The organism is Micromonospora sp. PRAS1 (assembly GCF_059553435.1).
Genome location: NZ_JCANNB010000020.1, coordinates 1 through 14,752, shown reverse-complemented (window position 1 = coordinate 14,752; position 14,752 = coordinate 1). Strand labels below are relative to the sequence as shown.

Annotated in this window: 5 protein-coding genes; 3 read left to right on the top strand and 2 right to left on the bottom strand. The window is 68.9% G+C overall.

Annotated elements, in window-relative coordinates:
- Positions 1-108 precede the first annotated feature (108 nt).
- On the top strand, positions 109-2,667 hold the full coding sequence (locus AC507J_RS19310; RefSeq protein WP_496290573.1) for a M14 family metallopeptidase: 2,559 nt from the start codon (positions 109-111) through the stop codon (positions 2,665-2,667).
- A 101-nt stretch (positions 2,668-2,768) separates the two neighbouring features.
- Here the strand turns inward: AC507J_RS19310 and AC507J_RS19305 are convergent, their stop codons facing one another.
- Together AC507J_RS19305 and AC507J_RS19300 are read right to left on the bottom strand one after the other, a co-directional pair.
- Positions 2,769-5,921: an FG-GAP repeat domain-containing protein gene (locus AC507J_RS19305; RefSeq protein WP_496290572.1), complete on the bottom strand. Its 3,153-nt coding sequence runs from the start codon at positions 5,919-5,921 to the stop codon at positions 2,769-2,771.
- Between the two features lie 146 nt (positions 5,922-6,067).
- A complete protein-coding gene (locus AC507J_RS19300; RefSeq protein ID WP_496290571.1) occupies positions 6,068-6,286 on the bottom strand; it encodes a hypothetical protein in 219 nt (72 codons plus the stop codon).
- 83 nt (positions 6,287-6,369) lie between these two features.
- Here AC507J_RS19300 and AC507J_RS19295 point away from each other — a divergent pair, with 83 nt between their 5' ends.
- Positions 6,370-14,157, top strand: coding sequence for a ricin-type beta-trefoil lectin domain protein (locus AC507J_RS19295; RefSeq protein ID WP_496290570.1), 7,788 nt, complete (start codon positions 6,370-6,372; stop codon positions 14,155-14,157).
- A gap of 23 nt (positions 14,158-14,180) precedes the next feature.
- Positions 14,181-14,666, top strand: a complete 486-nt coding sequence (locus tag AC507J_RS19290; RefSeq protein WP_496290569.1) for a hypothetical protein — start codon at positions 14,181-14,183, stop codon at positions 14,664-14,666.
- Positions 14,667-14,752: the final 86 nt, after the last annotated feature.

Here is a 14,752-nt window from a genome sequence, read left to right as displayed (position 1 = left end):
TATCGACTTGCACTGTCCTGGCTGGTAGAACAGCCAATCATCGTCGCCTTGGCGATCAAGAGTCGCCTTCGGCGCCCTACCCCCTCGAAGCGAGGTTCCTGCGTGGCCTTGAGACGATCAGTGACCGCCCTACTCGCCGCCGTGCTGCTGTTCGGCCCGGCGTCCGCCGCCGTGGCGGCGCCGGCCGACCCGGAAGCCGCCGACCCGGCCGCCGCGTCGCCGCGAGGGCCGTCCGACACCGAGCTACCCTTCGGCACCGGATCCGGCCAGCGCGGCCGCTCCGCCGACGCCCCCGGCCGGCAACCAAGCCAGCCGGCACCGTCGGCGAAGCTGTCCGGCAAGCCGCGAAACGATGTCATCGCCGACGCGCCGGTGGAGCTGACCGACGCGTCGATCGCGTACAACCTCATCCCGTACCACGACATCCCGCCCGCCCTGCGTGACCTCCAGCGCAGCGACCGGATCAGCGTGGAGGTCATCGGGCAGTCCGTGCTCGGCCGTGACCTGCACCTGGTGGTGGCGACCGCGCCGATGAGCGACAGCCAGTGGAAGAGCTGGCAGCAGCTGTCGGACCTGCGGTTCAGCGATCCGCACGCGGCCCAGGCCAAGTTCGCGGCCGGTGACTACGCCAACTGGCGTACCCCGCTGTTCATCAACAACAACATCCACGGCAACGAGTGGGAAGGTACCGACGCCAGCCTCCAGGTGTTGCGGGAGCTGGCCTTCTCCACCGACCCGGCGGTCGTGGAGATGCTCGACAAGCACGTGATCGCCTTCGTGGTCACCAACAACCCGGACGGTCGGGTGGCAGCGACCCGGGCCAACGCCAACGGCTTCGACATGAACCGGGACTACATCACCGCGTCCCAGCCCGAGGTCCGCGCCGTGCGCGCGCAGCTGGTCCGCTACAGCCCGCTGACCATGCTGGACATCCACGGGTACGTCTCCTGCACGCTGATCGAGCCGACCACCGGCCCGCACGGTGACAACTACGAGTACGACCTCTACATCAGGCACGCGCTGCGCAACGCGCTGGCCATGGAGCAGGCCATTCTCGCCACCGGCGAGACCCGCGCCACCTGCCAGAACCCGGACGGCACCCGGCGCAGCGACATCCCGTTCCGGGACCGGACCCAGGGCTGGGACGACTGGCCGCCGATCTTCACGCCGATGTACTCGATGTACCACGGCACCATCGGGCACACCATCGAGGTGCCGCTCAACCCGCGCGGCAACCTGACCGTGACCGAGCGGCACGAGCGGACCCGGATCAACACCGCAGTCGCGGTGGCCTCGATCAAGGGGAACCTCGGCTACGCCACCGAGAACCGGGCGGAGCTGCTCGCCAACCAGCTCGAATGGTTCCGGCGGGGCGTCGATGGCGAGTCGACCCGACCGATCGACGACCCGCTGGCGATCTCGCTGGCGCGTGGCGACAACGCCAAGACGCACCTTCAGGACTTCGCCCGCGCGTACGTCATTCCGGCCGGCACGGACCAGCGCAGCGCCACCGCGGCGGCCCGGCTGGTGCAGTTCATGCTCGACAACGACCTCAAGGTCCACCGCGCCTGGCGACCGGTCAAGCTGGGCGGGACGCACTACGAGGCCGGCACCTACGTCGTGGACATGCGCCAGGCCAAGCGTGGCCTGGCCAGTGCCCTGCTGGAGGTCGGGCGGGACGTGACGAACGACTTCAACGCGATGTACGACATCTCGGCCTGGAGCCACGGTCACCTCTGGGGTGCGACCGTGCAGCGGGTTGGTGCGGACGTCAGCCTGGACACGCAGGCGCTGCGGCCGGTGACCGAGGCCCGGGCCACCGGTGCCGTGGCGCCGGGCAAGCAGGCGAACTACGGTCTGGTGGTCGACTCGGTGGCGGGCATCCAGGCCGTCAACCGGCTGCTCGCCGACGGGGTCGCGGTGTCCAGGACCGCCGACGGCACCTTCGTGGTGCCGGGGGACGTCTCCGTCGTCCGGGCGATCGCCGAGGCGTACGGTGTCGAGTTCACCAGGCTCACCCCGCCGCAGGTACGCACCGCCGAGCCGGTGTCGAAGACCCGGCTCGGTGTCGCGGCAAACGCGGGTGAGATCTTCGCCCTGCGGCAGATGGGCTTCGACCCGATCTCCGTGACGCACACCGCGTTCAACAACCGCACCCTGTCCTTCGCCGACTTCGACGCCCTCTACGTCTCGTCGACGGCGTTCAACCCGCTGAGCCTGGACGCCACGCAGCGCGCCGCGTTCGACAGGTGGCTGGCGGACGGGGGGACCGTGGTGGGCCGCGGTGCGAGCGGTAAGCAGTTCAACGACCGCGCCGGGCTGCTCGACGTGACCATCGCGGCGGGCCGCAGCGATGCGAACGGCATCGTCAAGGTGGTGAACGACCCGGCTTCGCCGATCACGGGCAACGCGCTGCCGACCGCGTTTGTCGACGCACCGCAGTACTTCACCCGCGTCGGTGACGGCGTACGCGTCGACCAGCGGCTGGCCGGCGAGGGCTTCTTCCTCGCGGGTCACTGGGGCGGTCAGGAGGCCGCGGCCGGGCACGCGGTGGTGGTCAGTGGCGAGGCGAAGGGCGCGAAGGTGACCCTCTTCGGCACCGAGCCGCTCTTCCGGGCCCACCCCGAGGGCCTGTACCCGCAGGTGGCCGCCGCACTCTGGTGGTGAGGTAGGGCACCGGTAGCAACCGGCGACGGGCTGAGCAGTGCAACTCCTGCTCAGCCCGTCGCCGGGAAACCACTGCTCAGCCCGTCGCCGGGCGGGGCCGCTCAGCCGAAGGCGCGGTAGAGCCGCCAGTCGGCGCTGAGGACGACCTTCTTGGACTGCCCGGTGTTGGTCTTGGACGGGTGGTAGATGTGCATGTTGCCGTTGGACTCGTAACGGACCCACATGTCCGGGATCCCGTCCCGGTTGATGTCGGGGATGCTGACGACGACACCGATCGCCGCCTCGGTCCAGGACGTGCCGTAGCTGACGTCGCCGTCGCGGCTGTTGTTCGCCAGCTTCAGCGAGTTCAGGTCGACGCTGCCGGCGACCGCGCCCGGCCGACCGTGCCGGATGTACATGGTGCCAGCGTCCAGGTTGCGCCAGAGCAGGTCGGGCGTGCCGTCCAGGTCGATGTCGGCGATGTTGAGCACCTCGCGGCGGGCCCAGGCGTCGTGGTTCATCAGGGTCGCCTCCTCGAAGGCGGCCCCGGTGTACCCGGAGAGCACCCAGAACTCCGCACCGGAGCGCAGCGCCAGGTCTGGCTTCTTGTCACCGGTGATGTCGCCGAGCGCCTTGATCTGCGTCCAGGTCGACGGGTTCGGCGCGTTGGCCGGCAGCATGATGCGTAGCCGCTTGTCGACGTTGAAGCTGCCGTACCCGTCACCCGGGTAGAGCCAGAACCCGCCGTCGGGCGTACGGGCGAACAGGTCGGTGAGGCCGTCACCCGGGTACGCGTCGGAGTGCTTGGTGATCAATGCGGCCTTGCTGGTGGTCGGGTTCCACCAGTGACCGGGCGGGTTCAGGGTGCCGGAGTTGTCGTACGAGGCGTACACCCAGCCGTACAGCTCACCGTTGTCGGGTCCGGTTCCTTCCGCCGGGCGGTCGCCCGCGTAGCTGCGCAGATTGCCGTTGTTGTCGACGAGGATCAGGTCGGGAACTCCGTCACCGGTGACGTCGCCGGCGCCGTCACCGGAGGCGCGGGGCGGCACGTAGAACGCGTAGTCCGTCCGGGCGCTGCGGTTGCCCACCGCGTCGTAGGCGTACACCTGGAGGGTGGTGGGGCCGGCGTGCCGGGGTTTCAGGTCGGGCACCGTGGCCACGCCGTTTGTGGCGTTCACGGACAGGGTGCCGACCCCCTCGAAGGCGTAGGTGAACCGGACCGCGCTGGTGGCGCTGAACCGGATGGCGCCTGTGCTGCCGAAGTCCGCAGTTGCCCAGGTGGCACCGTCCTCGGTGGCCTGCAGCCAGACGTCGCTGCTGACATCCGGTGCCGGCGGCGCGGAGGCGTCGATCTTGACCCGGCAGGGCTCGCTACCCGGCGGGAAGTAGGTCGACAAGGCACCCACCTCATCCTCGGAGCGGACGTCCCACGAGTAGGTGGCCTGGTCCTCAAGTTGCGCGGCGGGGATGGTCAGGCTGGCCAGGCCGTTGGTGTCGGGGGTGCGCAGGGTGTCCGACGGCACGGTGGTCCCGGTCTTCCAGAAGCGGAACCGGAGCGACTTCAGATTGCCGTCCTTGTCGACCGCCTTCGCGGAGATGACCAGGTTGGTCTTGGCCACGGTGACGCTGCCGGGCGCCGCCACGCAATCTCCACCGGGGGAGGTCTTGCCGTTCGTCGGCTCCCCGGGCGTCTGGTTGTAGGTGACCGACAGCTCCGACTTGCTGATCTGGAACTTGCGCCAGGTGAGGGTGTCGGATTCGCTTGTGGCCCGCATGCCGAGGGTGAGGTTCGAGGCGCCGGCGGTGGCGGCGGCCTGGGCCGCCTTCTGGACGTCGAAGCGGGCGTAGTCCTCGTTGCAACTGGTGTTGTAGCCGTACGCGAAGGACTGCTTGTCCTGCAACACCTGCCACGTCGGCTGCTTGTTCCAGGTGGTGCCGGAGGAGATGGCCTTGGTCTGGTACAGCTCCATCTGCCGGGCCGTGCAGTTCCAGGAGTGGTTGTTGTACACCCGGAAGCTGGCCTCGCTGACCTTGGAGTCCTTCATGGTGGTGCTGAAGCCCATCCGCCAGAAGGAGCGGGCGGTTAGTGGCGTCTGCTGCTCGTAACCCACCCGGGCTTCGGTGGTGCCGGTGTTGAAGTTGGTGCCGTTCCAGGTGTTCGTGTTCGGGTGCTGCTTGTAGACGGTGGCCCAGGCCTGGCGGCCGCTCTTCAGCGTCGGGTCGAGGAAGATCGGGAAGAGGGTCTCGTCGTCGGTGAGCAGGCCGGTCGCGGCGGCGTCCAGGTGCAGCTGTGCGTTGCCGGTGCCCGCACCGTCGAGTCGGGTCGGGATCTGTGCGTGCCGCGCGCCCGGCTCGCTGCCGGCGAGGCCGGAGAGCCGCAGCACGTCGGCGGGGGTGTCGACGGCGGTGCGGGGCGGCGCCTCGGGGGCCTCCGGGTCTCGGCCGGCGGAGTCCCAGGCGAACGGAGTGGGGATCGTGCCGACCTCGGTGCCGCCTGCCGGGTCCAGCACCTGGACGCCACCGGTGGTCGCGTCCCGACGGAAGTGCAGCGTCTCGGAGCGCAGGCCGTACTCCAGGGCCCGGACGGCCGAGGACTCGGCGGCGGCCCGGTTCTTGACGATCAGGAGCTGGGCGACGGCGCCGTCGTCGCGGACCACCACCAGCAGGTCCACTCCGGCCAGCACCTCGGGGTATAGCGCGCGCGGGCCGTCCAGCACCGGCTGCGGCAGCGGACCCGGCCAGGTGTACGCGATGGTGTGGCCGTCGAGTTCCAGCTCGGCGAGCACCGTCTCGCCGGCGCCCCCGCTGCCCCCGGTGCCGCCGCTGCCACCGTTCTCCCCGGTGCCGCCGGGGCTACCGCCGAAGAGGCGGACGGGAGACGGCGGATTGACCGGTCGGATGTGGAGTCCGTCCTGGCCGTCGGCGACGTGGGTAAGGGTGGTGTCGACAGGCGTCCAGCGGCCCGCGTCGTCCTGGACCCGCTGCGGCGTGGCGTGGATCGTGGTGCGCAGCTGGCCGGTGGGCAGTGCCCAGGTCATCGAGGTGGCCGTCGTGGCGGTCTCCACCAGCACCTCGGTACCGGTGCGTCGGGCCTCGTCGCGGGCCGTGATCTCGTCGTGTGGGACCGGCGGCGGGGCGGCGACGACCGCCTGCCGTGGTTCGGCTCCGGGCCACCCTGGCAGCAGGGCGGCGGTGAGTGCGGCCAGCAGGACGCCGGTGAGGGTCAGCCTGGTGCGGGTACGCACGAGGGGGCTGATCAGGCGAGGCACGGTCACGGCGGGCTACTCCCGTGGGGCCGGGCGGACAGGGATAGGCGCGGAAACAGCCCCTCCGGCGGGCCGCGGGGGCAGAAACGCGGGCACACGATCGCATGCCGACATGGCGTCCCGTCCATCCCGTCAATGTGATGAATTCGTGACCTTCACTCCGCGAACATCGCGCAAAATGCCGGGATTCGAGCTTGTGCGTGAGCTTTTGTCGGCGCGACTTGTCCGGCCCTGGCCTGAACGTGCGTTTGGCGATCTTCGTGCTGATCGATGATCCACTGTGGTGAAAGTTGAGTGACGAGGATCACTTCGATTTCATAGCGGTGACGTTCGGTGACCTTGAGTTGTGGTCGGCGCTGCCGGAAAGTGCTCACGCACGTGCCGAACCGGCGCGTGCTACTCGCGGTTTTCCGCACCTTCCTCTTTCGTCTTCGCGCCTGGGTGGGAGTCGACGCGCATGCGTGGTACCGGTTTGCTGGCCCGGCGGTGGGTTCGCCCCACCCGTACGGCGTTCGTTCTGACGCTGTCCACGGTCATGGCGGTGACGAGCCTGCCCGCCGCCGCGTTCGCGATCCCCGCACCCGGCATGAGCCGGGTGGAGATCGACCTACCGGACATCCCGGAGGTCGACCAGGTCGACCCGAACGAGCAGGCCGTCACGGACCTGCTCACCGACGAGCCGGAGCCGGTCGAGCTGTACGAGCCGGCGGCCGTCGAGGCGTGGCAGCAGGGCACCGGAAGCGTGGACCTGACCGGGCTGGCGCCCGGCGAGGCCCTGCCGGTCGACGACCTGCCGGTCGCCCTCGGCGTGCCGGAGGGCGGCGACGCGGCGGCCCTCGCCGGCACCTGGACCGTCGACCTGGCCGCCCCCGAGGCGTCCCAGGACGCGGGCGTGCCGGGTCTGATCATGAAGGTCACCCCGCCGGCCACCGCCGACCCGGCCGCCGAGGTCGCGCTGAACGTGGACTACACGGACTTCGCCGACCTGTACGGCCCGCAGGCCGCCGACCGGTTCGGCGTCATGCTGCTGCCCGACTGCGTCTTCGACGACCCGGACGGCGGAGACTGCGCCCTGATCGAAGACGACCCGGAGCCGCAGACGCTCGGCGCGCAGGCCGTGCCGAGCGAGGTGGAGCTGGTCCCGGTCACCGGTGCCGGCGCCCGCGCCGCCCGGGTCGCCGGCGTGGACGAGGACACCCCGGCCCGCCGGGTGGTCACCAGCACCGTGCCGGTCGGCCCGCTGCTCGGCGTCGAGCCCGACACCGCCGGCCGGTCCGCGCTCGACGCCCAGGCGGCCAACGCGGGCGGCAACGTGGTCGGCGTACTGGACACCGGTGCCTCGGCCTCCGGCGACTTCACCGCCACCCCGCTGCTCTTCTCGGGCTCCTGGGCGGCGGGCTCCTCGTCCGGCGCGTTCACCTACTCGTACCAGGTGCAGGTCCCCGAGACCGCCGGTGGCCTGATGCCGAAGGTGGCGCTGGGCTACTCGTCGCAGTCGGTGGACGGGCGCACCTCGGCCACGAACAACCAGGCCTCCTGGATCGGCGACGGCTGGGACTACGCGGCCGGCGCGATCACCCGTACCTACGCCAACTGCCGGCAGGACTCCAAGAAGGAGGGGTCGAACAACAAGGAGCACCGGACCGCTGACCTGTGCTGGGGCTCCGAGAACGCCACGCTCTCGCTCGGCGGGATGACCACCGAACTGGTCCGCGACGACGTCACCGGGACCTGGACCACCGCCAACGGTGACGGGTCAAAGGTCGAACTGCGCAAGGAGACGGCGCGGGCCAACGGTGACGAGGACGGCGAGTTCTGGATCGTCACCACGAAGGACGGCACCAAGTACCACTTCGGCCGGCATCGCCTGCCCGGCTGGTCCAGCGGCGACCCGGTCACCAACTCGGTGCTCACCGTGCCGGTGTACGGCAACCACAACGGCGAGGACTGCTACAAGGCGAACAACTGGGCCGGCTCGGTCTGCACCCAGGCGTGGCGGTGGTCGCTCGACTACGTCGAGGACATCCACGGCAACGCGATGAGCCTGTGGTGGGCCAAGGAGAAGAACCGCTACGCCCAGAACTTCAACTTCCAGAAGTCGGTCGAGTACGACCGTGGCGGCTACCTGCTGCGCATCGACTACGGCCAGCGCAGCAACAACATCTACTCCACCCCGCCGCTGGCCCAGGTGAAGTTCGACGTCAAGGAACGCTGCTTCACCGAGGGCTCGCTCACCTGCTCCGAGGCGAACTTCAACAGCAAGGTCCCGGACGACTACCGGATCTGGTACGACACCCCGGCGGACCTCGGGTGCATCGCGGGCCGCAAGTGCTGGAACGCCGGGCCCTCCTTCTTCACCCGCAAGCGGCTGGAGACCATCACCACCTTCGCGCAGCGGCGCAGCGGTTCCACCGCGCTCCAGAAGGTGGACGAGTACAAGCTCGAGCAGTCCTTCCCGGTGCTGCGGACCGGCCCCAACACCGCGCTCTGGCTGGAGTCGATCAACCGGACCGGTTATGGCGTCGAAGGCGACGTGGCCAAGCTCAACGCGGTGCGGTTCGAGCACAACGCCGAGGACATGCCCAACCGGGTCAAGGACGACAACCGGCCCGGCTTCTCCCGGCTGCGTATCGCCCGGGTCGTCAACGAGTACGGCGGCGAGACCGTCGTCACCTACAAGAAGCCCGAGGGCGCCTGCGACACGGGCACCGGCCTGCCCACCACGACCGCCGGGCTGAAGGCGAACCAGCGGCTCTGCTACCCCAGCTACTGGCATCCGGACGCGACAAACGACGACACGATCGACTGGTTCCACAAGTATGTCGTCGAGTCGGTCGAGGAACTGCCGGCCATCGACGGCGCCATCTCCACGGTGACCAAGTACGCGTACGCCGACGCCGGCTGGAAGCTCGCCGAGCAGGAGTTCACCAAGAAGTCCCGCCGCACCTACTCGCAGTTCGCCGGCTTCGCCAAGGTCACCGTCCTCACCGGACCGGAAGAGCCGGAGCTGGGCAGCCAGCGGACCAAGTCCGTCACCCGCTTCTTCCAGGGCCTGGACGACTCCGCATCGGTGCGGGACGCCGGCGGCACCGAGATCGCCAAGGACCGGGAGCCGTTCGCCGGCCGCGTCGCCGAGGAACTCAGCTACGCCAGCGCCAGCGACGCCGACGACAAGTGGCTCACCCGTAGCGTCACCTATCCCGTGGCCAAGGTACTGGCCACCCGTGGCCGCGACGCCGACGACCTCAGCCCGCTGAGGGCGTGGCGGGTCACCGACACCCGGTCGAAGGCTTGGGCCCGGACCTCGGCCAACGACGCCGACGCCCGCGTGGTCGAGACGAAAACCACGTACGACGAGGACTACGGCCTGCCGACGAAGATCGAGTCGCTCGGTGACGTCGCCAAGAGCGGCGACGAGTCCTGCACCGACGTCGAGTACGTCCACCGCATTGACAAGAACATCATCGGCCTGACCAAGCAGATCCTGACCAGTCCGACGACCTGCCTGGCCGCCAACTTCAGCAATCTGAGCACCCTCTCCTCCGCCGGCCGGGTCGCCTACGACGGCGCCGCCTACGGCGCGGCACTGGCGGCGGACACCCGCGGCCTGGCCACCCAGACCTGGTCGCTGAAGGCGGACGGCTCCGGCTTCCAGAGCGACGGCACCACCAGCTTCGACGCCATCGGCCGGGTGCTGACCCGTACCGACCCCGACGGCAAGGTCTCCCGGATCACCTACACGCCCGCCACCGGTCAGGCGTACTCGGTGACGGAACGGAACTCGCTCGGGCACGAACAGACCCGGGAACTGGACCCCGGCCGCGCGGTCACCCTGAAGACCACCGACCCGAACAACCGGGTCAGCCACGCCGAGTACGACGCGCTCGGCCGTCTCGTCAAGGCGTGGGCTGCCGGGCGCACCCCGTCGCCCTCGGCCGTGCCGGACTTCCGTGCCGAGTACGCGCTGCCGGCGGTGGTGGACGACCCGGAGAACCCCGGCGAGAAGATCCGCAAGCCGCCGTACATCACCACCTTCGCCCGTGGACACGAGGGGCGGATCCAGACCTCGGTCACCATCTACGACGGGTTGGGCCGGGAGCGGCAGACCCAGGTGGAGGCCACCAACGGCGGTCGCCTGATCACCGACACGCTCTACAACTCCGCAGGTGAGATCTGGCAGACAAACAACGCCTACCTCGCCAACGGTTCGCCGATCGGCCGGCTCTTCGTGCCGTACGAGGATCCGGAGAACCCGGGCAACGTCCCGAACGCCACGCTCTACACCTACGACGGCCTCGGCCGGGTGGTCAAGGAGCTGCCCGTGCTGAACGGTGCCGAACGGCCGGAGCGGGCCACCCGCTACGAGTACGGCTTCGAGTACTCGACGGTGATCAACCCGCAGGGCGCGGCCTCGTACCGGGTCTGGAGCGACGCCCTCGGCCGCACCACGAAGGTCGACACCTTCACCGACGCCGCCCGCACCCAGTTCACCACCATGCACTACGAGTACGACTCGCGTGGCCAGTTGGTGCAGGCCAACCACTCGGCGAACCCGGTCCCGTGGACCTGGACGTACGACCAGCGTGGCCGGCTGACCCGGAGCACCGATCCGGACACCGGCGCCACCACTTACACGTACGACCACCTCGACCGGCATGTCACGCTCACCAACGCGCGGGGCGTGACGGTGTGGAACGGGTACGACGAGCTGTCCCGCCCGACCCAGCAGCGGCTCGGCGGCAGCGGCGGCACCCTGCTGGCCGACTACACCTACGACACGGCGCCCGGCGGTAAGGGCCTGCCGGCCACGTCGACCCGGTACACCGACGGCCTGCCGTACACCAAGTCGATCGGCGGCTACACCCAGGACTACCAGCCGACCTCGACCACGCTGACGCTGCCGGAGCAGATCGCCACCACGTGGGGGCTGAACCGGGAGTACCGCTACGACTACGCCTACACCGACACCGGCCTGCCCGAGTCGACCACGCTGCCGGCGGTCGGTTCACTGCCCAGCGAGAAGGTGCTGGTCCGCTACAGCTCCGACGGCCTGCCGCTGTCGGTCTCCGGCAAGGACTGGTACGGCTCCGAGACGGTCTACTCGCCGTACGGCCAGGTGCTGCGCTCCACCCTGGGCGCGCACCCGTACCGGGTGTGGACCATGGCCGACTACGACGACGCCAGCGGCGAACTCGAGCGCCAGCAGGTGTTCCGCGAGGTCAAGGACTCGCACCTGGTCTCGAACCGCTCCTACTCCTACGACAACGCCGGCAACGTCACCTCGATCCGGGAGCACGCCAGCACCATCGCGGAGCGGCAGTGCTTCACCTACGACCCGCTGGGTCAGCTCCGCAACGCCTGGACGGCAACGAGTCAGACGTCCTGCGACGCCGGCCCGGGCACCGCGACCTCGCCCAACGCGATTGCCGGCCCGGACGGGACCGGTTACTGGCAGGAGTACGAGTACGACCTGCTCGGCAACCGCACGAAGCTGGTCGAGCGGGACCTGACCGGCCGGACCTCCACCGGCCCCATCGAGACCACCTACGGCTACGGCTACGGCGCGGAGGGCGGCGGGGCACAGCCGCGCACCCTGGACGCCGTCACCAAGACCTACACCACCCCGCAGGGTGCGGCGATCGTCGCCGAGGCGAAGCGGCTGTACGAGCTGACCGGCGAGACCAAGTCGGTCACCTCGACCAGCAACGGTGACCAGCAGGAACTCTCCTGGACCTACGACGGCCAGGTCGAGCGGATCACCGGAGCGGGCAGCAAGGGCCGCACCTCGTACGTGGGTCTGGCCAGCAAGTGTCTGGACCTGAGTTCCAGCCTGGCGGAGCCGAACCGGCCGATCCAGCTCTACACGTGCAACGCCACGATCGCGCAGAAGTGGGCGTTCGTCCCGACGCCGGGCCAGAACAACGGCAACCTCGGCACCCTGTCGATCTTCGACTCGTGGTGTGCCCAGCCGGCCGCCAACACCGCCGGCTCGGCGTTGCGCCTCCAGCGTTGCGACAACTCGCCCGCCCAGCAGGTGGAGCGGCTCTCGACGGGGCAGCTGAAGCACGCGGCCTCCGGCCTCTGTCTGGCCGTGCAGAACGGCGCCATCGCCAACTCCACGCCGATCGTGCTCGCCGCCTGCGCCGGTGGTGTCCCGGCCCAGGTGTGGGAGGCGGAGGACGAGACGCGGCACATTTACGGGCCGGGTGGTACGCGGCTGCTGAAGGTGCAGGGCCAGCAGGCCACCCTCGACCTCGGCGAGGCCCAGGTCTCCGTGCAGCGCGGTGGGCTGCTGCTAAACACTCAGCGCACGTACGCCGCGCCGGGTGGTGCGGTGATGCGGTACGCGTACGGCAGCGGCACCGCGTCCAACCTGGTCGCCCTCGCCGGTGACCACCAGGGCAGCCCGTACGCCGAGGTGAACCTCGCCGCGGGGATGACCAGCCGGATCCGGAAGCAGGATCCGTTCGGTAACCAGCGGGTCGCCGATTCACCGGCCAACCTTCAGACCAACCTCGGTTTCCTGGGCGCGGTACGCGACGACCCGTCGGGCTTCGTGCCGCTGGGTGCCCGGTTGTACGACCCGGAGGTGGGTCGGTTCCTCTCCGCGGACCCGGTCCTGGATCTCACCGACCCGGTGCAGAACAACGGCTACACGTACGCGCACAACAACCCGGTGACGCACGCGGACCCGACCGGTCTGTCGGTGTCGCTGACCCCGTCGGAGATGGCGGCGGCGCTGGCCGGTGCGGGCCTGTCGGCGGCGATGGTCGCCCAGGCACAGGCCAACATGAACCGCTCCCTGGTCTCGGTGATCCTCGAATCGGCCTGGTACGTGCTGAAGGAGTTCATCGGCATCAACGATGCGATCAACTGCTTCGGCGGTGACATGTGGGCGTGCGGCAGCCTGATCATCGGTGCGATCCCCTGGGGCAAGATCGCCAAGATCCCGTCGGTGATCAAGGCGGTCAACCGGACCATCTCCGCGATCCAGGCGTGGCACGCCGCGAAGCGGGCCGCCGAGGCGGTCCTGGCAGCGGCGCGGGCCGCCGAAGCCGCCGCACTACAGGCGAAGAAGTTGGCGATCGAGCGGGCGAAGAAGGCCGCACAGGCGGCGAAGAAGAAAGCCGCCGACAAGGTAAACACGACGAGCAGTCGGGCAGCGAACTCGTCGAAGAAGACGGGTAACCCAACGCAGAAGGGAGCCCAGGCCACCGCCAACCCGAAGGGTTCCTCCGCGGCGTCCAGCGGTGCGGGTGGCAAGGGCGGTGGCGGCAAGGGCGACTCGAAGCCGGGTGGCTCGTCGGGTGCCTCGGAGCGCAGCAACGCTGGTACCAGCGGCCAGAAGGGCGGCGGTCCGACGGATGGGGGATCGTGCCCGGTCCCGAACAGCTTTGTCCCAGGCACCCGCGTGCTGATGGCCAACGGCACGACCAAGGCGGTCGAGGACGTCGAGCCGGGTGACAAGGTCGTGGTCACCGACCCGGAAACCGGTCGTACCGAGGTGGACACGGTCACCGCGACGATCACCGGTGACGGCGTCAAGCAGCTGGTGAAGGTCACCATCGACACCGACGGAGACCAGGGCTCGGATACCGCTGAGGTCACCGCCACCGACGGTCACCCGTTCTGGGTGCCCGAATTGGGCGAGTGGGTCGACGCCACCGACCTCCAGGCCGGCCAGTGGCTTCAGACCAGCGCCGGCACGTACGTCCAGATCACCGCTGTCGACCGCTGGAGCGTCCCCCGCGCCACCGTCTACAACCTCACCGTCGCCAACACCCACACGTACTATGTGGTTGCCGGCAACACGCCAGTCCTCGTCCACAACTGCGTAGCGGATGTGACGATCACCTGGGAGCCGGGTATGCCCAAGGTGGAGTTCAACCGAAAGGCAGCAGAGTTGCAGGCGCTCAGCGACGCAGGAAAGCTCTTCAAGGCGCCAAACCCGGTGTCGCGGGACTCGTCAGTCACTGGAAAGTACAAGGCTGACCTGATTCGCCGCGTCTATGACCAGTACGGTGACACGAATCCGGCTTTTGCGGACGCGCTGAAGAACAGGATTCTGACCCGCATGGATCCCGACCATGTGTGGGAGCTCCAGTTGGGTGGTCCGGACTCGGCAAGCAACCTTCGGATGCTCGACAGGTACACGAACCAGACCATCGGTATGCGGCAGATCTGGCCGCAGATCCGGAACCTTCCTGACCACACGCAGATCAGAATCATCGTTCAGGGGCCTTGATGACGTCATCGCAAGCAGTTGCCGTGGCGGAGGAGATCCGTTCAGCGTTGCCGCTCGACCGGGAGTGGCAGATGATGAACGCGATGCCTCCGCCGCGGCGGGAGACCTCGCCGACGGTGGAAGCGCCCGAGACGTACTGGCGTTTCCTCGCGGTGGCCGACGGCTTCATCTGCGGACCTGTGGTGATGTTCGGTGCGGAGACCGCACCGGCAATGCAGTTCTACTCGGAAACTCCAGACGGTGCTCCGGTGCGACTGGTCTCCGACGAATGGTTCTGCGGTGGAGTCATCAGTGACGAGCCGTGGTTCATCAACAGGGCAGACGAAACTGTTTGGACTTTTCCGGACACCGGGGTTCCCTGGTCGATGAGTAGCCGTTTCGAGCAATTTTCCCCGAGCCTTGAAGATTTCTTTCTTGAGGGCGTGGCTGGGCGTTCGTATCTGACGCTGAATGGGGCATTTGAAGGCGATCAGTGGTGGCGGCTGCTCAACCGGATCGGTCGGATCTGAAGGACGTCGCTTTGTTACGATCGCCGGTCATGGCGATCGTGATTACTGAGCGGCTGTTGGTGCGGGAGTGGACCGATGGGCCGGGC

Excerpts from the sequence above, each read along its gene's own strand:
- AC507J_RS19295 (WP_496290570.1), top strand. The coding sequence starts at position 6,370 with ATGCGTGGTACCGGTTTGCTGGCCCGGCGGTGGGTTCGCCCCACCCGT.